We start from the raw sequence: 19,311 nt of genomic DNA on the forward strand, positions 1-19,311 counted from the left end.
GCTTTTTAGCCGGATTGTATGGATTTTTGTCACGCTTGCGCGTGACGAAAAGGAATAGCAAGAGGGTAACACGCTGCGCGATGTTTCGGATTCCTTTTCGTTTTCAAATTGCTGAATATCAGCGATTTGAACATATTTTAATTTCCTAACAATCAGCGATTTGCGACAAATGGGCTGTGAATGCCCATTTTTAGGGAAGATTTTGCGACAAATCGGCGAAATATGGACTCATTTATTGGAATTAGATTTAAAAAGGAAACTGCAAAACGTTTCCAGACTTTCTCACGCACTTACTTCAAATCGCACACCGAGGCAATGGCTACGATGCTCGATTTTTTCTTCTACAACGAAATTTCGCCAAAAGAAAAACTAGGACCGACAGGGCGAACTATCGAAGCAAAACTTTTAAAAAGAATCAATGCAGTTATTGCAATAATGCGAGATGTTGAAAAGACACAAACCAAACCCACGGTGGCGATGATTCAATCCCTTTTTGAAATGGAAGAACCTGTAAAAAAACCTTTGATTGTTGAAAAGAAATATGCCGAAGAAAAGAAGGAAGTCCGCTTTCGCGAAAAGCAAAATCCGAGTAATCAGCTATAAATATTTGAACTATGTATATCACAATCACAGCTCAAAAAATGGGTGGTAATTATAGCCAAAGTTCAGCGGATTTTGTAGGCTATTTAGAAAAAGAAAATGAAGGTTTAGAGCAACGAGATATGGAACACTTTTTCAATCAATATGGCGATGAAATTTCCGCTGAAGAAGTGGTCAAAGAAATTGATGGAAATACCGCAAAATTAAAAAAGAAAGAACCCAAGTTTTATTCGATTACGGTCAGTCCTTCAAAGTATGAATTACGAAAACTAAAGAACAATAGCCAAGATTTAAAAACCTACACTCGTGAGCTGATGAAGGATTATGTGTCGAGTTTCAATCGGGAAATAAGTGGGCGACCTATAACTATTGATGACATAAAATACTATGCGAAAATTGAACATCAACGAACCTTTAAAGGCACAGATATTCAGATAAAAGAGAACCAACCTTTCGCGACAAAAATACTTCAACTCAAAACTGAAATACGAAATATTCAAGACGGACGAGCGGAAGGGAGTACTAAAAAGATGAACAGGGAAATTGCCAAACTAGAACGCCAAGCACCACATCAACAAAATGGAAAACGGATTGTACAGGGAATGCCAAAAGATGGAAACCAAAGTCATATTCACATCATCGTAAGCCGAAAAGATGCTTCCAATTCCGTAAGTCTTTCACCTGGTAGTAAACACAAAGCTTCAGAGGTTGAAATGCACGGAAAAAAAGTAAAACGGGGTTTTGACCGAAACAAATTTTTCGACAAAGCAGAAAAAACCTTCGATACAAAATTTGGCTACAAACGCAATTTTGCCGAGACCTATAAAGCACGAAAGGATTTTGTAAAAAATCCCAATCTATATTTCGCTGCTTTGATGAAATTACCAGCAAATGAAAAAGCATTGGCTTTTAAAATGATTACAAAATCTGGATTGCCAATAGTACCAAGTATTCCAGTAAGTCAGGCACAAATTGCGCTTCGAGTTTTTAAGCGATTAAGACGTGGCGTAGAGGTGGCCATAAAATCAAGTTCAATAGGAGTCTAAGTATGGAAATAAACAATCTCATAACGATACTTTCAATTATTGGTTTAGCCAGTACTGTTTTCTATGCGTTTTTTCGGGTAAGTAGATATGCGTTTCTTTTGAATTTTATATTGCTTTCAATTTTTGTGTTCTATATTTCAGAGGGAAACGAATTAGTATCGCTATTACTCTATTTGGTTTGTCCTCTACTATTAATTAATACAGGACTATATGTATTTCTGCATAAAACTGAAAATGTACAAAACGGAAATACCAAGTACCAAGTCAATTTTGCTACAAACAAAGGGAACTTCAAATTAGATAATATTAAACGTGGCGCATCCGTCATCGGCTCTGCGGGAAGTGGTAAGACTGAAAGTGTGATTTATGGATTTTTGAAGCATTTCCGGAAAGAGCGCTTCTGCGGAATTATTCACGACTATAAAGATTTTGAATTGACCGAAATGGCATATCCACTTTTTAAGGATAACGATATGCCGTTTAAGGTCATTTCCTTCGATAAAATCATCCATCGGGTAAATCCCATTGCACCACGCTATTTAGAGAGCGAGGAAAGCGTAAACGAGGTTTCAAGAGTGCTAATTGAAAATCTTTTAGAGCAAAGAGAAAGTGGAACAACCGGAACTACAAAGTTCTTTAACGATGCCGCTGAAGGTTTGATTGGTGGGTTAATCTGGAAACTAAAAACTACCTATCCGCAATTTTGCACACTTCCTCATTTAATAGCTATCTACCAATACCTTGATACGGATAGCCTCGTGCAGTTTTTGGAAACCAACACCACATCGAGAGCAATGGCAGATGCTTTTATTAGTGGTAAGGATTCTGACAGACAGACCGCTGGTGTAAAAAGTACTTTGGCAAATGCGCTGAAACGAATTAGCACACAACGGATTTTTATGGCATTGTCCGCAGACGAAGTACCTTTGAATATTAATGGTGAGGATAATCCTGCCATAATTTCGGTAGTGAACAATCCAAAATATGAAACGTCTTATTCGCCAGTAATTGCAACCATTATTCACACTATTACAAAGCAAATGAGTGTGCGTAATTCCAAACCCTCATTTTTATTAATGGAAGAAGCACCAACCATTCGCTTGTTAAATATGCACCGCATTCCGGCAACATTGAGAAGCTACAATATTGCTACGATTTATGTAATGCAGGATAAAATACAAAACGATATGATGTATGGCGATAAGGCAAGCAAGGCAATTTTGAGTAATTTATCATACCAGTTTTTTGGTAAAGTAAACGACCCAGACACCGCCAAATACTACGAACGCTTTTTTGAAATCATCAAAGACCCAACCAAAAGCGTAAGTCGTGGTCATAATCTGGATTTTGATACACGTATTACCACAGGCGAAAAGGAAATCCCGAAAATACGAGCAGATGTATTTTTCAGGTTAAAGCAAGGCGAGTTTATTACGTATGCGGATGGGAAGGACAAGAAGGTACAGTTTAAACTGTCTAATATTAAAAGAGAGCTTCCGCAGGAAACGAAGCAGTATTCAAATGTTGATTTAGAAGCTAATTTTGAGAGGGTTTATGATGAGGCGAGGTCGATTTTTAAGTGATGGAGAAGTATAAATTTTCAAAGCGGAATATCTTAATAAGCTTCTTTATCCCTAAAAATTTACGTGATATATGTATATTTAGTTGCGATATAACTATACCTGCAAGCTGAAAAGCCAACCGCATATTCAAGCACATTTGTTTTTAGCCAACGCTAAATCCAACGCTCAAAAAAGCATTAGAGCTTAAGTTTCCCACCGCTCTTCTCACTGGAACCCAAAAAAAATAACTACATTTGGACAATTATTGTCCTGAATATATTTTCAGGAAAAATATAAGGAAATGAATACGAAACAATCGTTTGGAGAGTACTTGCGGAAATTGAGGGAAGACCAAAATCTTCCGATAAGAAAAGTTGCATCAAAACTTGACATTGACCCATCAACATTGGGGAAAATTGAACGTGGAGAAAGAAGTGCTAATAAAGAAATGCTTCCAGTTTTGGCGGAATTGTTCGGAATTGAGGAAAAAACTCTTGGACTTATTCTTTTTAGCGACAAAGTAGCTTATCAGATTATTGAAGAAGAAAATACCAACGAAATCCTGAAAGTGGCAGAAGAAAAAATTAAATATTTAAAAAATAAGAATCTTAAACAAGGTTCATTGGACTTGAAATAAATATGAACATTAAAGACCTTATTAAAAAATATCATTCGAATAGAGACGCATACCTAAAAGCGGACTACAACGAAACTCAGCTTAGGACTGATTTTCTTGACCCTTTATTTGAAATGCTTGGTTGGGATATTAAAAACTCGACTGGAAAGCCAACTAACGAACGTGAAGTCTTAGTTGAAGAAGGACTAAAAGCAGATGCTAGTTCTAACACAAAAAAGCCTGATTATACTTTTCGACTATTTTCAGAGCGAAAATTCTTTTTAGAAGCCAAAAAACCAAACGTAAAAATTGAAAACGATAACGAACCTGCAAAGCAAATACGTAGATATGGTTTTACCGCAAAACTTAAAATTTCAGTTCTATCAAATTTTGAATATTTGGCAATCTATGATTGCTCACAAAAAGTTGGAAAAGATGATGCAGTAACGAAATCTAGAATCAATCTTTATCACTATACAGAATATGAGTCAGCTTTTGAGGAAATCAAAAAACAACTAAGCAACCAAGCTGTTTATTCTGGAGAATTTGATGAAACTTGGAAAGAAATTGAAGAACAGTTAAAACTTTCAAGTGTAGATGATTTATTCCTTTCCCATATTAACGAATGGCGAATCGTTTTAGGTAAAGAAATTTACTCGCATAAACCTGAACTAAGCATTGAAGAATTAAACGATATTGTACAATCTTATATCAATAGTATCATATTTTTAAGAGTTTGTGAGGACCGAAATTTAGAAACCTATAAAATGCTTTTAAACTTTGCAGAAAATAATGATTTCGCTTCGCTTATCAAAAAATTCAAAGAAGCAGACAAAAAATATAACGCAGGCTTATTTAATCAACCGTTAACCGAAAAAGTAGTTTCTGATAGCTCTTCTGCATTTTGGGAAATCATCAAAGATTTATATTTCCCTGAAAGTACTTATTCCTTTTCAGTTTTTGCTTCGGACATTCTAGGGAACATCTATGAAATATTTCTTGGAGAACAACTAGCTATAGAAAACGGGCAAATTCTCTTAAAAAAGAAACCTGAAAATGTTGATAGGGATATTGTTACAACACCAACTTTTATTATTCAAGATATTCTAAGGCAAACAGTTGTAGAGCATTGCAAAAACAAAAATGTTGATGAAATTTTAAATTCATCATTTGCAGATATTGCTTGTGGTTCTGGTGCATTTTTACTCGAAACTTATCAATTACTTCAAGACACACTCGTAGATTTCTACTTATCAAGTGACCAAACAAAATTAATTCAGACATCAATAAACACTTATAAATTACCTTTTGCCCTCAAAAAGAAAGTTTTAGAAAGTTGCATTTTTGGAATTGACAAAGATTACAATGCAGTTCAAGCCTGTAAATTTGGCCTGTTATTGAAGCTTCTAGAAAATGAAGACAATGCAACAATAACAACACCTGCTTTACCAACTCTTGACCAAAATATTCAGTTTGGAAATAGCCTAATTGAGTCATCAGAAACAAATAAAAAAAATCAAGTTGAAATAAATCCTTTTAATTTTGGCAAAATTCGTTTTGACGTAATTGTAGGCAATCCGCCTTATATGGCTACAGAGCATATGAAAGAGTTTACACCTCTTGAATTACCTATTTATAAGTCAAAATTTGATTCATCTTGCAAACAGTTTGATAATAATTTGGGCGTTTCCCTGCGGGTCGGGCTATCCGCTAAATCTTTTTACTGCGAAACAGCAGTAAAAAGGATACCGCTTCTATCCCTAACGCAAACTAACGCACAAAAAAATAAATTATATGCTTAAACTATTTTCAACGCAATCAAAAAAACTTATAAAAGTTGTAGATAAATCAGAAGCTGAACTAAATATATTTCTATCTGAAAACTGGAATGATTTTTTTCCACAATACACTTTTATTAAAAGTGAATTTAGCATCGAAGGAAATGTTCGAAGCAGAGGAACTTCTGGAAGGATTGATATTCTTGCTTTCAATCCAAAAACCAATAAGTTTATTGTTTTTGAACTTAAAAAGAATAAAGATAAAAATATCAGAAATCAAGTAAGTGATTATAAAGATTATATCGAAGATAATTTCAGTCAAATCTATCTTATGTCTCTACAAACCTACAAAGCAGATTTACCACAGTTTGACCAAATTTCTCAAGAATCTATAGAAGTGGTTATGATTGCTAAAAGTTATTCGTCAACTGATATTGAACGAGTCAAGAAAAGCAAGAGCAAAAATCTAACTACATTAATTCGTTACATCTGGTTTGAAAATGAATTGCTTTTAATTGATTACATCAATAATGACCCTGACGACCTAATTGAAAAAGAGAATGCAGAAAAATTACGAAAAATTAAAAATATTATAGATAACAAAAAGTCTTTATATGCTGATGTTGAAGCATTTTTATATGGAAAAGAAGAGGCTCAAAGGTTATTCAAAATATTTTATGAAGCACTCAACACTTCAAAAGAAACAACTTTAGAAGTTCAAGCAACAAAGATAAAAGTTGGAGTTAAAAATCAATCATTTTCAATTCAAGGATACGCTGGAAAAACAGGAAGAAAATGTTATTTATTAATAAATACGGATATTAACGAAGTAGTCGATTTAGGTTCTATTGTTGATGACAGAATACGTCCTGGAAGAAAGAAAAAAGGAAGTATTGGAAATGAGAGATATGAAGTTTTTATAACAACAGAAGAAGAGTTAATGAAATTTATTTCAATTATTGAAAATAACTTGAAATCGTAATTTATGACAATAGAAAACTTAAAAATTATGTGGGAAGAATTTTCAAATATTCCTATTGACTTAAATGATGAAATTGACGAAGATTTTTATCATTGGGAAAAAGGGACATATCGTTTTGATATTTGGCATTGGTTTGATGAAAAATTGCCAAATGGCATAGCTGAATGGACTTTGGCTTAAAACCAATTGCATCATTCATTTTAAAATGGGCATTTAACGGTAACAAACAACTTGATATTTTAGAACCAAGTTGTGGAGATGGTGTATTTCTTGAAGAAATACAAAAAGGTGATTACGAATATAATTCAATAACTGCAATAGAATTTGACGAAATTGAAGCTGAAAAGTCTAAAAAAATTGGCTTGGACAAGACCAACGTTATTAATACCGATTTTCACGATTTCTGCATTAACACCATACAAAAATTTGATTTGGTAGTCGGAAATCCACCTTACATTCGCTACCAATATTTTGACAAAGAACAACAAGAATTTGCTTCACAGATTTTCGACAAAGCCAAACTAAAGTATTCTAAACTAACAAATGCTTGGGTTTCGTTTGTTGTTGGCTCTTCCCTACTTTTAAAAGAAGAAGGGAAAATTGGATTTGTATTGCCAGCCGAAATACTACAAGTTTCGTATGCTCAACCTTTACGAGAGTTTTTAGCTCATTTTTATAATAAAATAAACATTGTTTCTTTTGAAAAGTTGGTATTTCCAGACATTCAACAAGAAGTAGTTCTTTTGTTGTGTGAGAAAAATAACTCTAAAACACATTTAATTGAACATTTAGAATTGAAAGATGCAGAAGAACTTGAAAAACTAGATGTATCAAAATTAAAAAGCCCGAAGAAGAAAATTGATTTCAAATCCAACAAATGGACTTTTTATTTCCTTGAACAAAACGAAATTGACTTTTTAGAAAAGCTTCAAAACGACAAAATAATTCCAAGACTTAAAGAATACGCAAAAGTAGAGGTCGGTATTACAACAGGTTCAAATCCATTTTTCACAGTTCCGCTTTCTATTGTACAATTCTACAATTTAGAAAAGTATGCAAAACCATTAGTTGGTAGAAGTGTTCAAGTTCCAAGTGCGATTTTCACAGAAAAAGATTGGATTAAAAACAGAAACTCGGAAGCACGAACACACTTTTTATCATTTCCAAAAATGGACGAACTAAATGGCTCAATTGGAGCTAGGGATTACATTGCTTGGGGAGAAGAAAATAAAATACACAAAGGTTATAAATGTAGAATACGTGATGAATGGCAAATTGTGCCTTCTCAAAGAATATCAGACGCATTGTTTATTCGGAGAAACAATAAGTATCCAAAATTAATAATTAACGAAGCAGAAGCTTTTACAACGGATACTATGCACAGAGTAACCGTTAAAGAAAAAGCTGACATAAAAGCATTGACTGCTAGTTATTACAATTCTCTATCATTTGCTTTTGCAGAGATTTGTGGAAGAAGTCACGGTGGTGGAGTTTTGGAATTAATGCCTAACGAAGTGGAAAGAATTCTCTTGCCTTACAGCGAAAAAAATTCGGAATTACTGCCGATTATTGACAAAATGATTCGTGAAAAGAAAGACATTTCGGAATTACTGAAAATTACTAACGAAAAAATATTAAAAGAAAATTATGGCTTGACTGATGAAGAAATTGACTTAGCGGATAGTATTTGGAAAAAGCTGTCTAACCGAAGATTGAATAGAGGGAAAAAATAGCCAATGCCAAATTGAGAATTTTTTAACTGAATTGAAAAACTAAAACAAAAATTATTAATGGCAGAATCTGAATTATATTTTTACAAAGGAAACGAAGAAGTTCTAAAGAAAATAAAAGACAAATCAGACGAAAAAAGTGAATCGGCTCTTCTAAATAAAATACAAGATTCTTTCAATAAAGTTCTTGATGGAAAAAACCTGTCCTTTCTTCTGGGTTCTGGCTGTTCCTCTTATCAAATTCAGAATAAAGATGAAGAATGGGAAGAAATAGGTATACCAACAATGGCACCTCTTGCTACAAATTTTTATGCTAACATTCTGATAGAAGATGAACGAAATTGGTTGAAAAACGATGTAAAACTTGATATTACGTCAACCACATTCCAAAACAATTTAGAAACTTTTTTAGGTACGCTTCACAGTCTTATATATTTTTATGAAACCACCAATCAAAATGGAACCGACGAATTTAATAAGGTCAAAGGGATTATAGATAAAGCAAGAAATTTCCTTTTAGAACAATGTCTGAATGAGACTAAACGTAGTAATGAAGACGACATAGATTTAGTAAATCTTTATAAAATGTTTTATCGCAAACTGTTGTACAGAAATGCAAATCTTCCAAAACCAAGCATATTTACAACAAATTATGATTTATACTCTGAAATCGCACTTGACAGTTTGGGAATACATTACGTAAATGGATTTTCAGGTGGCATAAAAAAATATTTTAATCCGACCATTTTTAATTATGCACTAGCTGAAAAAATGGATTTATCACAAGGTAAATGGAGTGTTATTGATAATTTCATTTACCTATACAAAATACACGGTTCTATAAACTGGGTTCAGGACGAGGAACAAACAAAACTTTTTAGAGTAAGAGAAATTCAAGAAACAAGTTTAGAAAACCTCAAAAAAAAGGATGTTATAATGATACATCCTACACCTCTAAAACAAAATGCAAGTATGGGAAGTCCATATTCAGATTTGTTTAGAGAGTTTCAGAAAAGACTAATGAGAAATAACAACATACTTATTTCTCTTGGATATAGCTTTAGTGATGAGCATATAAACAATCTTATTTATCAAGCATTTACAATACCGTCTTTCCGATTAATCGTGTTTGGAGATTTTGCTAAAAGTGAAGAAATCAAAAAACTAAAATCACTAAATGACCCAAGAATCTGGATTGTAGGTGGTAAGTTAGAAAACGGAGAAAGTCTACATTATTTCAAAGGTTTTATTGAGCAAATATTACCGGACTTAAGTAATGACGAAATTGATGACAAAATCGATAATGCTATAAAAACTCTATTTCCAAGATAATGAATAGAGAAGATAAACAAAGAGTTATTGGTAAAGTAGTAGCAATAAATTCAGACAGATTTACTGTTGAACTATTAAGTGGAATTGATAATTTTAACATTAGTGGATTTGATGATATCCATTATTTTGCTCAACTTAACAGCTACGTTGTTTTACCCTATCAAAATTACTTTATAGTATCGGAAGTATCTGGAGTTCGAGAAAAAGAGCTAAATGTACCTTTTAGTAATCCTAAAGAACAAATTTTAAGTAAAAGCACTACTGGTAAATATCTAGAAATACTTCCTATTGGCACACTAAAACCAGTTGATGAAAATCCAGATTATTATAAATTTGAATTTGGAGTTAGCGTTTATCCTGCATTATATACAGACGTTCTTTACATAAAAGAAAAAGAGCTTGATGCCATTTTTAATGTTAAGGAACAAATTGAGATAGTTTGTGAAAAATCTAGCGAACACAAAGAAAAATGTGATTGTGAAAAGAGAAGATATAAAACGCTTTCAATTGGTACTTCCACTATATTCCCAGATTATGAAGTTAAAATTGACATAGATAAATTCTTTGCTGGTCATTCTGCTGTTTTAGGAAATACAGGAAGTGGTAAATCTTGTACAATTTCTTCAATTCTTCAGTCTATTTATAAGCTATCAAATCATAGTGCTGTAGGAAGTACATTCATTGTGTTTGATGTAAATGGCGAATACAAACAGGCTTTTAGTGAGGTATCTGAAAACACAGATATTGAAGTGCAAAATTTCTGTATAGGGAGTTCAGACAAGGATGTAAAAGAATTTACACTACCTCATTGGTTTTTGACTATTGATGAATGGGCTTTACTTCTTCAAGCAACAGAAAAAACTCAAATACCAATATTAAGAAATGCACTAGGTTTAGCATCTGTTTTTTCTATTGGAGAAAATGTCAATGAACTCAAAAATCATATTTTAGCAACGTGTATAAGTGAGATTTTAAGAGATGAAACTAGCAGTCCATCAAAGTCCGATAGGATATTATCGATACTTCAAAAATTCAATACAGCTGAAATATCATTAACAACAGAATTCACTTTTATAGACCAAGATGGTACAGAGCATAATTCTGTACGTATTGGGAATCAAAACGTTAGACTTAATTTAAGAAACTGCTTATATGTTCATTTTGGAGTAATTGTAGGTACTGAACAATTACACTATTTCCTTGAGCAAACTAACGGAGATGGTTTATCACTTTTTATTCAAGAAAAATTTCAAATGCCTTCTTATGAAAAGTACCAAAAATTCACATTTGACATTATAGAAGATGCTCTCGATTTAGCTCTATTATATGAAGAAGCACACGGAAATAGACATATTAGAGATTATTGTTCTTCGTTAATTACAAGGGTAAAAAGTATCAAGGACAGAACGGATTTCAATTTTCTAAAAAAAGATGATGGCAATATAAGTGAGTATAAAAACAGTTTGATTGGATTAAATGAAGTAGAAGCTCAAAAATTAAAAACTAGTCAAATAACTATTATTGACATAAGTGCAGTAGAAGATGAAATTGTGGAAGTAATATCTTGTGTTATATCTCGTATTATTTATGAAAGTGTTAAGGACATAAATCCTCGAAATTCATATCCAGTAAATCTAATTTTGGAAGAAGCTCATAGATATATTTCACGTAATCCAATGGGAACATTCCTTAAAGCAAATAAGATTTTTGACTCAATTGCTAAAGAAGGGAGAAAATTTGGACTGTTACTTTTGGTTTCATCACAAAGACCAAGTGAATTATCTAAAACAGTATTATCTCAATGCAGTAATTTTATAGTCCACAGAATACAAAATCCAGAAGACCTTGCACATATTCGACAAATTACACCGCATATTTCCGAAACAATTTTGAGGAGAATGCCATCTATTCCGACTCAACACGCTTTGATTTTTGGTCATTCGGTAAATCTTCCGACAACTTTTAAGGTTCACGAAGCAAAACCGTTACCGAAAAGTGATAATAATAGAATAAGTGAAAATTGGTTTAGACAAAAAGGATTTTCATTAACAGAAAACGTCGAAATGTCAGATGAGGAAGAATAAAGAGCCAACGCTACATCAAAGTCGATTTTCAGATAAAATTAAGGAGGTCGAGTAGATGGTCAAAAAGGTGGTGCAATGGGTGGTGTAATAGGTGGTGCAATAGATGCTATAGATGAACTTACTAAAAGACAAAAAGCAGTACTTAAACTCATTGCAACCAATACTACTATTACTTATACTGAAATAGCTGAAGCTTTAGGCATCAATGAATCCCCTGTGGGCAAACATATAAATGCGCTCAAAACCAAAGGGTTTATAAAACGCCACGGTGGCACACAAGGTTATTGGGAAATTAATCTCGAAAAAAATCAGTAAGTATCCTTTTAAAAAGGCGATTTATCCTTTGAGCCTCTCGCATCCGCCAACCATTTGCCATTTTGCTTAACCAGTTTAAAAAGACCCGGTGTCTTATCATAGGCTGTAGTATATTTTACCCAAGCCACATCACCCATTATCGTATCCTGCAAAACTGTAAAGTTTGAATCATCCTTTACCGTCGCATTGAACATATTTATAGTATTCATATAATTAGAATATGCCTGTGGTGTTGAGTTGGCTTTTAAAGCTTCCTCATCTTTTTCATAAAAGCTTTCGATGACGATTTGGGCTGTGGCACTTGGTCCCGAAATTTTAGTATCAGAATCGGCACAAGAAAGGAACAGCAGTACGAGCGAGAAAACGACAATTTTTTTCATAATATTCTTAATTTGGGTTATTGATATATCTATGTGATATTTTCAGTTCAATGTTTCGTTCGCCATCCTTTTCATTCAATTCTAAAATCGCCCTACGGTCATTAGATAATGAAAATTTGGGCAATACATAAACGAAGCGCACAGTTTCACTTTCTGCAATTTTTGAAGGCAGATTGTGTTTGTACGTTGGTTCTTGATACAGGCGTTGCAACGATTTTCTTTTCCCTTTTTGTCTTGTTTCAATCGAAAGGTTTAAGAAATTCAAATCGTAATCCAAAGTAGAATTATTCTCAATCTGGATAACGAAGTAGAGTTCTTCCTTATCAAAAACAACATTTTCAACAGTCAAGACAATGCCTTGCGTTCGCTTCTTAATCCGACCAATACGCTGGTTTCTGTTAAGAAGATACGAGCAGAATTTTTGATAGTAATACGCTCTATTATCTACACGTTCTTCAGAAGATTCAGCAAGAATCGAATCGACCTTAATTGGTTTCTCATTTCCGATACTACTTGATAGCGGAATGAAATAATTGAGCTTAGATAGCTGTTTTTTATATCTTACAATATACGAAAAAATTGAACCATTTCTATTGACTACCAACAGATTACTTTCCTTCCCAGGCTTTGCCTGAAGAAGTCCAAAATACTGTTCTTTTTCACGATTGTAAGTAAATACAAAATTATCTGAACCGGTTATTCCTTGCCGAATAGGTTCAGGGAAGAATAATGCAACGTTTTTGGTGTCGTTGGCATATAGGGTATCGAGAACTGTAGTTGTTTGCGCTTTCGCGAAAGCGGAAATCAGTATCGCAAATATTAAAATTGTTGCTCTCATAATTTAGGTTTTAGAATTAATTTATAATTATTCAATACCGTAACTTTTACGTTTCGGTTGTTACGTCTGAGTACTTTGGATATACCACCAACTTGTGGTACGGTAGGAATGTTGATATCGCCAATAATATCGTCCAAGACTTCAGTGGTGGCTTCTGCTCGAAAATTGTTCTGTACATAGATACCTTCACTACCATCAGATAAATCGAATGCTTTGAGCTTCGTGGGATGATGCTTAATATTTTCAATTTCAATGAGCGCACGATTAGGCTGAAAACTTATGAAGCCGAAAATAGGTGTATTCTTAGGCATTTTTTTACCATTAATCGAAGCGGATTTAGTCAGGCGCATTCGCAATCTGGTATTCGCTTTTACAACTTGGTCGCCATCTACTACCACGTATATAGTTTCATCTGTATTACCAATGATTGAAACTTCATTGGGTTTTGGGGAAGCGGCAAAGAACAATTGATGTTCCAAGCCTAATTCTTTGGCTTCGATTTTTTGTTCTCTTTTTATTTCAGCGGAATCAATTGTTGAAGTTTTCGTTTGAGCTACTCTTTTCCTTCCAAAATTCCGATAGCGTTTTTCGGAATATTGAATCTTTCCGGCATCATAAATACTATCGACGATGCGTTCCTTTTCACGTTCCGGCAAGTCTGGGTCGTAAAAACCCAAAGAATCAATCAGTTTTTCATCGTAGATGCTGGGTGCATTGTTTTCGCGCACTTCCTTCAAATCATTAATGGCATCTAATTTAGATTCATATTCTTTTTGGTTTTCATCCAAATCGGGCACTAAGGTTTGTTGCAGGCTTTCCGTTTCACTTACATCATCGCCCATAACCATTACAGAATAGGAAATGAGAAATATGAAAATCACTGCCAAGACAGCTGCAAATACTATTTTGTTTTTTTCTACTTTCATAAGAGTATATTTTTTAAATGCCGATTACCAGCCTACCGTCAGGCAGGTCGGCTCAACTTTTATCATTTAGTTTTTTAAGGGTGTTCTCAAAATAATTGGTAATTAAAAGTCCGTGTGGATTGTTGGGAAAATTTCGATCCACCATAATAAGGTTTCCAGTGGAAACCAATTCGTAAGTGTCAATTATAGAACCTCTATTGATTTCAAAAACAGTAACCGTCCTAAAAACATACGTCCCGTTTTGTTCTTCTATTTGCGAATCGATGCTCAACACTTTCTGCACAAGCGAATATTGTAAGAGACGGTTGTAAACACCATCTGCTTTTTTCTGACGATACAGGTTGTCCACAGAACTGTTTCCCAACCAAAGTGCCTTTTTTAAATTACTTTCATAATTACTCGCATCAATATTGTAAAAATAATTGTGGAACAAGTCTAAATGTGCCAAGGCTTCAACCCTAAAATTTTCTTTTTGGGTTACGAGCTTCAGCGGAATAATGCTGCCATCGGTATTTATGGCAAAAGCGCTATTTAGTGCTTTTTGATTTGTGGAATATGCCATCCATAAAGCGAAGGTGCTGGATAGTAATGCTAGGACCAAAACTGCCAAAACGATAAACCGGTTTAATTTTAATACGTTGTAGATATTCTTGTATGGTGTTTTCATTCTGAATTGAATTAGTTGGTAAATAATCTGAGCGTAAAAGATGTGGCACGTTTATACAATTTGAATTTTAGGAATACGATAAAAGCCACAGAACCTAATTGAACGACAGGTGCAAAAAAGCCTTGACCTGTATCGGTTCCGAAAAGGTTTGTCCAAAAATTGGTATTGATTTCCGTATAAATAGCATTGATAAATACATTGACCAGAAAGAAGGCAGGCACCAACATATATACAGCCGCATATAATTTGAAAAATGTATAAGCAAGGGAACGGAATTTTTCAAAAACCGCTAAACTTATAACCAATGGAAAAAATGCCTGCATTATTCCCAACAGGAAAAAGCGTTCGGCTAAAAATAAAGGGTATATAAATAGGTCGAGAATCCAAAGAATGGTGCTTAAGATAAATGCTAATATTTTAAAGCCATACAACGGTGTTACCAATGCTTCGTACAAAAGCGTCATCGCTGAACTTGCAGCATCAAAAAGACTTACATCTTCCTCTAAAGGAATATCCTGCATTTGCAATGGAAGTAACGCAGGTGCTGTTCCCCTGTACTGTCCCTCGATGGCTACCAATATCCCATCAAAGAATCCTAACACCTGCGTTGAAAATATTACTAAAAGGACGATGGCAAAATTCTTTGCCAATTCGCCGGGACTCAAGCCCCAAGTATAACCGTCCTTATCGGCAATGCCTTCATTATACTTTTTTAAGATGTTGATCAAAAAGAACAGGACAGCAAGTGTTTTCATTCCTGCAATGGTATATTGTGAAAAGTTGCTTGCCTGTATGGTCTGGAACACCGTATCGATGTATTCCAACCCAATCCCTAAAAGTATGGTTGCGGTCATTATTAATAGTCTGTTTCTCGATTATTGACTTTATCCTGCATCTTTCGGAAGGAAATAATATCACGATAGCGTTTGGTTTTGGTTGTGATGCTGGACACCATTTGCTTTGATTCCTTCTCTTTTTCCTTGAGTACTTTTGCACGTTCGGCATCGCTCATTTTTAGGTAGTCGCTAGACAGAACTTCGTCAATAAAATCAACCGTTTCCAATGAGTTTTGTACAATGGCATCAAAGGATTCCACCACTCTACTGATTTCATCGGGTTTGATGTAAGGCGAATTCAAAATATCCTGCAAATCGGTTTGCATTACATTGATGAGTCGTTGATTGTTGTCTGCAATTTCTTGGACAGCATTAAGCTGTTGTACCACACTCGATACTTTCTCGATGGCTTCTTTTGCATCTTTCAGAAATTTCACAGACTTGATAAGTTGGCTCGTCTGTTTGGCAGATTCTACCAAGGATTTTACCAAGCTGATAAAGTTGGTGTTGTCATACACTGGCATTCCTTGGGCAGTAGCTTTGCTTGTCATAAATAAAGTCAGGGCTACGGTCATTACTAAAATTTTGATTTTTGTCTTCATAATATTTGTTTTAAGATGTAAATTGAATTATTGCTTTTTCCATATCGTAATGCTCGTCGTAGAGCTTCATAATTTCCTCATTTTCCTGTCCATCGGTTAAGTAAGCCGCATAAACTTCTTTTGGCACTTCTAACCGGAAAATGTTGCTTTCCCTACCGATTTTGATGAACATTTCGGTGTATTTCCGTGGGCCGGAAAGATTGTTTTTAATAGACTTTAGTTGGTTTAAATCGTGACTGGATAGATTGAGCCTTTTTACTAATTCATCATATCCCTTTTCATTATTCAAGCTGTAAATAACCTGTGTGTTTTCCAAAATACTCGCTGAAGTGGAATTGTTTGGAAGCTGATTGATGGATTGTAGAATAATCCCAATCGCACCGTTTTGTTTACGGATGGCTTGATAGTAGAACTCCACGCTTTCCAGTACATTTTCAAACTTCAGTTGCTTTGCAAACTCATCAAATAAGATAATGCCTTTTTCAGCACGGTTTTTCCAAATGGTTCTTTGGATGGCAGATTTAATCAGCTTCAACATTACGGACAGGATTTCCTTATTGTCCTTGACTTCATCGAGCTCAAAAACAATCAATCGTTTATCTTCGATTTTATAGGTTTGGTCTTCGCTTACTTCAAAAAGGAAGCTGTATAGACCATCGCCGACATATTCGGACATTACGTGCAAAAAGCTCGTTATGTTGAAGTAGTCGGGATGGATTTTTAGGGTATCTAAAAGGTCTTTTTGTTTCCTTTCTATAAAGCTGTAAAAACCATCTAACGAATGATTTTCTGAGGTGTTATTATAATAGTGACGCAATATCTTTTTAACCGAGACTGATTGTGCTTTTGTAACTTTTAAATCTGAAGCGAACAGTTCAAAAAGGAAAACAGATAGGTCTTCCAAACGTTCAGGTGTCAAGTCTTTAACATCGCTGATGTAAAATGGATTGATGCCTAAGTTTTTACCGCTTTCATATCTGAGAACCGTATATTTTTCAGGATAGAGCTTGGCGAATTTGGTGTAAGAACCACCTAAATCAATAATGACCAACCGTACACCACTTTCAAAATATTGGCGCAGAATATTGTTTGCCAAAAAGGATTTGCCTTCGCCTGTTGGTGCAAAAATGGCAAAATTCCGTGCCTTTATCCGTTTCTTTTTTTCATCCCAAACATCTTTTAGCACTGGAATGTTATGTTCTCTATCATTGAAGATGATTCCGGTGTTATCGGATTTGTAATTGGTATTGTTAATGAACAGACACAGAGCGTGCTTTAAATCTGTTACATATAAATCGTTATTTGAAAAGTTGGAAGAAAAGCAGCAGTAACTATTAAGAATATAGTTTTTACGCTCTTCGCCACGTGGATAATATGGGATGATATCCAGTTCCTTAAATTCGGTCTTGATTTTGGATGTGATTTTGTCCAGTTTTTTGGCTTCCTTTGCCCAATAGACAATATTGAGATGACCACGAATAATCCGTGCATTATCATCGGCATTGATTTGGTCAAGAATATGTTGGATTTTACCCAGAATCACTTTGTTCTGCGAACCGAAGTTGGAACTTTTATTCAATTCTTCAACTTTTTTATCGAGCAGCTTGCGCCACTTTTGTTTGTCATCGAGATATAGAATTTGATTGACAATATGATTTTCGTTAAGCGTAAGCCCTAAGCCATCAATAAACCCTTGATGAAACACAAAATCGTCTGAAGTGAATTTCTCATTGGTTTTGCTGCTCTGCACACTTTCGCCAAAGCACAGTTCGCTGTTGATGGCCAGGGCATCAAAATGGTTTTCGCCAATATTGACGCTTTTCTTTTCAAGTATAATATCTGTATCAAAGCCTTCGTTGAAACCATTGAAATAACCGTTGGTTAGTTTCTGAATTTTCTCAGCATTGAGTGGTAGAAATTCCATTTTTCGGCTATTATTGATAAAAGAAACGGAATCGCTTACCGAGTTGGCAAAGCTTTTTACGTTATCGTCCAGTTCCTGAACGATTCCCTTTGAAACCTTTCGGAAAGGGTTAACGTATTTGGAATTGTTGAGTGCCTTGTTTTTAGTCAGAATAAAGAACAGATAACATTTATGTTCAATATGCCCACGACCTTTAAAATGCTCGTGTGTAGCTTTTTCTAAAAAGGTTGAATTCGGAAGTTGTTCTGAGGTATATGATTTCTTCAAATAAATATCCTGTTTATGAACAACCGTACCAACTGGCAAAGATTTTAAGGCCTGAAACCAGGCACCGTGCATATCCTCAAAGTCTTTTTCCGATAAGGAATAGATTTCAGGTAGGTTACCTTCATAACACACTATCACATTACCATTATTGGCAAAAACGATATTGTCTTGAATTTCCACGATGGGTTGATATGCAGAAAGGTTCATCTTATTCATAATCGAAGCCAGAATTTCTTTTGTTACTAATGATTTGTGGGAAGGCGTTAGCCGTCTGAAATAGCTGAGGGTTATGGGTAATTCTTGTCAACGCAATATATAGGGCAGCGTTAAAAACCAGTATGCCTATAATTATCCCAAAACTGAAAGAGAAAATAATGACCAAAAGGGATGCGAGAATGGAAACCATCATTAATGCAAACAGGGAAATGGGCAGCCCAAAAATGACTGCCCGTTTCCTAATGTTTTTATAAACCTCGAATTTTTTCATAAGCCAATGTATTGATTACTGAATGTCGCTTAGCGACTTAGACTACGATTCCGATTAGGTATGTGAAGATGCCTACTACTGCACCTGCAATAAGGACAAATACCAAAACTCTGGTAATTCCCTTTTTTAAATCTGCGTTCTCACCAAAGAAATGTCCTGCATTAAAGAGGAAACCAACTAGAAAAATGACACCGAGCAGAATTGGAAAGATGGTTCTTATAGTATCACCTACATCATTTACGGAATCTTCAATGCCACCAATTTGTGCGAATAGCGATGTTGAGGGCAAAGACAGAAAAGTTGCTAGATAGATTGATTTTTTCATAACGTAACGGTTTA

At 34.5% G+C, this 19,311-nt stretch carries 19 protein-coding genes; 11 read left to right on the top strand and 8 right to left on the bottom strand.

What is annotated here, in order from left to right; all coding sequences use genetic code 11:
* Positions 1 to 222: 222 nt before the first annotated feature.
* From WA340_RS13250 to WA340_RS13300, 11 genes are all read left to right on the top strand, one after another.
* The gene (locus tag WA340_RS13250) at positions 223 to 603 is read left to right on the top strand and encodes a BfmA/BtgA family mobilization protein (protein WP_121666512.1); all 381 of its coding nucleotides are present in this window, start codon (positions 223 to 225) and stop codon (positions 601 to 603) included.
* Positions 604 to 614: 11 nt separating this feature from the next.
* Positions 615 to 1,646, top strand: a complete 1,032-nt coding sequence (gene mobB, locus WA340_RS13255; protein ID WP_274639503.1) for a MobB family relaxase — start codon at positions 615 to 617, stop codon at positions 1,644 to 1,646.
* A 2-nt stretch (positions 1,647 to 1,648) separates the two neighbouring features.
* On the top strand, positions 1,649 to 3,229 hold the full coding sequence (locus tag WA340_RS13260) for a type IV secretory system conjugative DNA transfer family protein (protein ID WP_121666348.1): 1,581 nt from the start codon (positions 1,649 to 1,651) through the stop codon (positions 3,227 to 3,229).
* A gap of 280 nt (positions 3,230 to 3,509) precedes the next feature.
* A complete protein-coding gene (locus tag WA340_RS13265) occupies positions 3,510 to 3,845 on the top strand; it encodes a helix-turn-helix domain-containing protein (protein WP_121666347.1) in 336 nt (111 codons plus the stop codon).
* A gap of 2 nt (positions 3,846 to 3,847) precedes the next feature.
* A complete protein-coding gene (locus WA340_RS13270; RefSeq protein ID WP_336129441.1) occupies positions 3,848 to 5,626 on the top strand; it encodes an Eco57I restriction-modification methylase domain-containing protein in 1,779 nt (592 codons plus the stop codon).
* Complete coding sequence (locus tag WA340_RS13275; protein WP_336129442.1) at positions 5,619 to 6,584, top strand: hypothetical protein; 966 nt, start codon at positions 5,619 to 5,621, stop codon at positions 6,582 to 6,584. The genes WA340_RS13270 and WA340_RS13275 overlap by 8 nt, the downstream gene beginning before the upstream one ends.
* A 3-nt stretch (positions 6,585 to 6,587) precedes the next feature.
* Positions 6,588 to 6,764, top strand: a complete 177-nt coding sequence (locus WA340_RS13280; protein WP_336129443.1) for a hypothetical protein — start codon at positions 6,588 to 6,590, stop codon at positions 6,762 to 6,764.
* Complete coding sequence (locus WA340_RS13285; protein ID WP_336129444.1) at positions 6,749 to 8,317, top strand: class I SAM-dependent methyltransferase; 1,569 nt, start codon at positions 6,749 to 6,751, stop codon at positions 8,315 to 8,317. Before WA340_RS13280 ends, WA340_RS13285 begins: the two co-directional genes overlap by 16 nt.
* A gap of 57 nt (positions 8,318 to 8,374) precedes the next feature.
* Positions 8,375 to 9,646 carry an SIR2 family protein gene (locus tag WA340_RS13290; protein ID WP_121666345.1) on the top strand — a complete coding sequence of 424 codons (1,272 nt, stop codon included), beginning with the start codon at positions 8,375 to 8,377 and terminating at the stop codon, positions 9,644 to 9,646.
* A complete protein-coding gene (locus WA340_RS13295) occupies positions 9,646 to 11,730 on the top strand; it encodes an ATP-binding protein (protein ID WP_121666344.1) in 2,085 nt (694 codons plus the stop codon). Before WA340_RS13290 ends, WA340_RS13295 begins: the two co-directional genes overlap by 1 nt.
* A 75-nt stretch (positions 11,731 to 11,805) precedes the next feature.
* Positions 11,806 to 12,045, top strand: coding sequence for a LexA family protein (locus tag WA340_RS13300; RefSeq protein WP_274639506.1), 240 nt, complete (start codon positions 11,806 to 11,808; stop codon positions 12,043 to 12,045).
* 8 nt (positions 12,046 to 12,053) lie between these two features.
* Here WA340_RS13300 and WA340_RS13305 read toward each other — a convergent pair whose 3' ends face one another.
* From WA340_RS13305 to WA340_RS13345, 8 genes are all read right to left on the bottom strand, one after another.
* Positions 12,054 to 12,425: a hypothetical protein gene (locus WA340_RS13305; protein WP_034260987.1), complete on the bottom strand. Its 372-nt coding sequence runs from the start codon at positions 12,423 to 12,425 to the stop codon at positions 12,054 to 12,056.
* 7 nt (positions 12,426 to 12,432) lie between these two features.
* Complete coding sequence (locus tag WA340_RS13310; protein ID WP_274639507.1) at positions 12,433 to 13,263, bottom strand: DUF4138 domain-containing protein; 831 nt, start codon at positions 13,261 to 13,263, stop codon at positions 12,433 to 12,435.
* Complete coding sequence (gene traM, locus WA340_RS13315) at positions 13,260 to 14,189, bottom strand: conjugative transposon protein TraM (RefSeq protein ID WP_274639508.1); 930 nt, start codon at positions 14,187 to 14,189, stop codon at positions 13,260 to 13,262. The genes WA340_RS13310 and traM overlap by 4 nt, the downstream gene beginning before the upstream one ends.
* Before the next feature lie 52 nt (positions 14,190 to 14,241).
* Positions 14,242 to 14,856, bottom strand: coding sequence for a conjugal transfer protein TraK (locus WA340_RS13320; protein ID WP_092205817.1), 615 nt, complete (start codon positions 14,854 to 14,856; stop codon positions 14,242 to 14,244).
* A gap of 11 nt (positions 14,857 to 14,867) precedes the next feature.
* A complete protein-coding gene (locus WA340_RS13325) occupies positions 14,868 to 15,710 on the bottom strand; it encodes a hypothetical protein (RefSeq protein ID WP_092205816.1) in 843 nt (280 codons plus the stop codon).
* 2 nt (positions 15,711 to 15,712) lie between these two features.
* Positions 15,713 to 16,294, bottom strand: coding sequence for a conjugal transfer protein (locus WA340_RS13330; protein WP_085767703.1), 582 nt, complete (start codon positions 16,292 to 16,294; stop codon positions 15,713 to 15,715).
* 10 nt (positions 16,295 to 16,304) lie between these two features.
* Positions 16,305 to 18,701 (bottom strand): TraG family conjugative transposon ATPase, encoded by a 2,397-nt coding sequence (locus WA340_RS13335; protein WP_336129445.1) that lies wholly within the window; start codon positions 18,699 to 18,701, stop codon positions 16,305 to 16,307.
* A 308-nt stretch (positions 18,702 to 19,009) separates the two neighbouring features.
* On the bottom strand, positions 19,010 to 19,297 hold the full coding sequence (locus WA340_RS13345) for a hypothetical protein (RefSeq protein ID WP_121666330.1): 288 nt from the start codon (positions 19,295 to 19,297) through the stop codon (positions 19,010 to 19,012).
* Between the last annotated feature and the right edge of the window lie 14 nt (positions 19,298 to 19,311).

The sequence above is a fragment of the Mesoflavibacter sp. CH_XMU1422-2 genome (assembly GCF_037029245.1).
GTDB classification, from domain to species: Bacteria; Bacteroidota; Bacteroidia; order Flavobacteriales; family Flavobacteriaceae; genus Mesoflavibacter; species Mesoflavibacter zeaxanthinifaciens.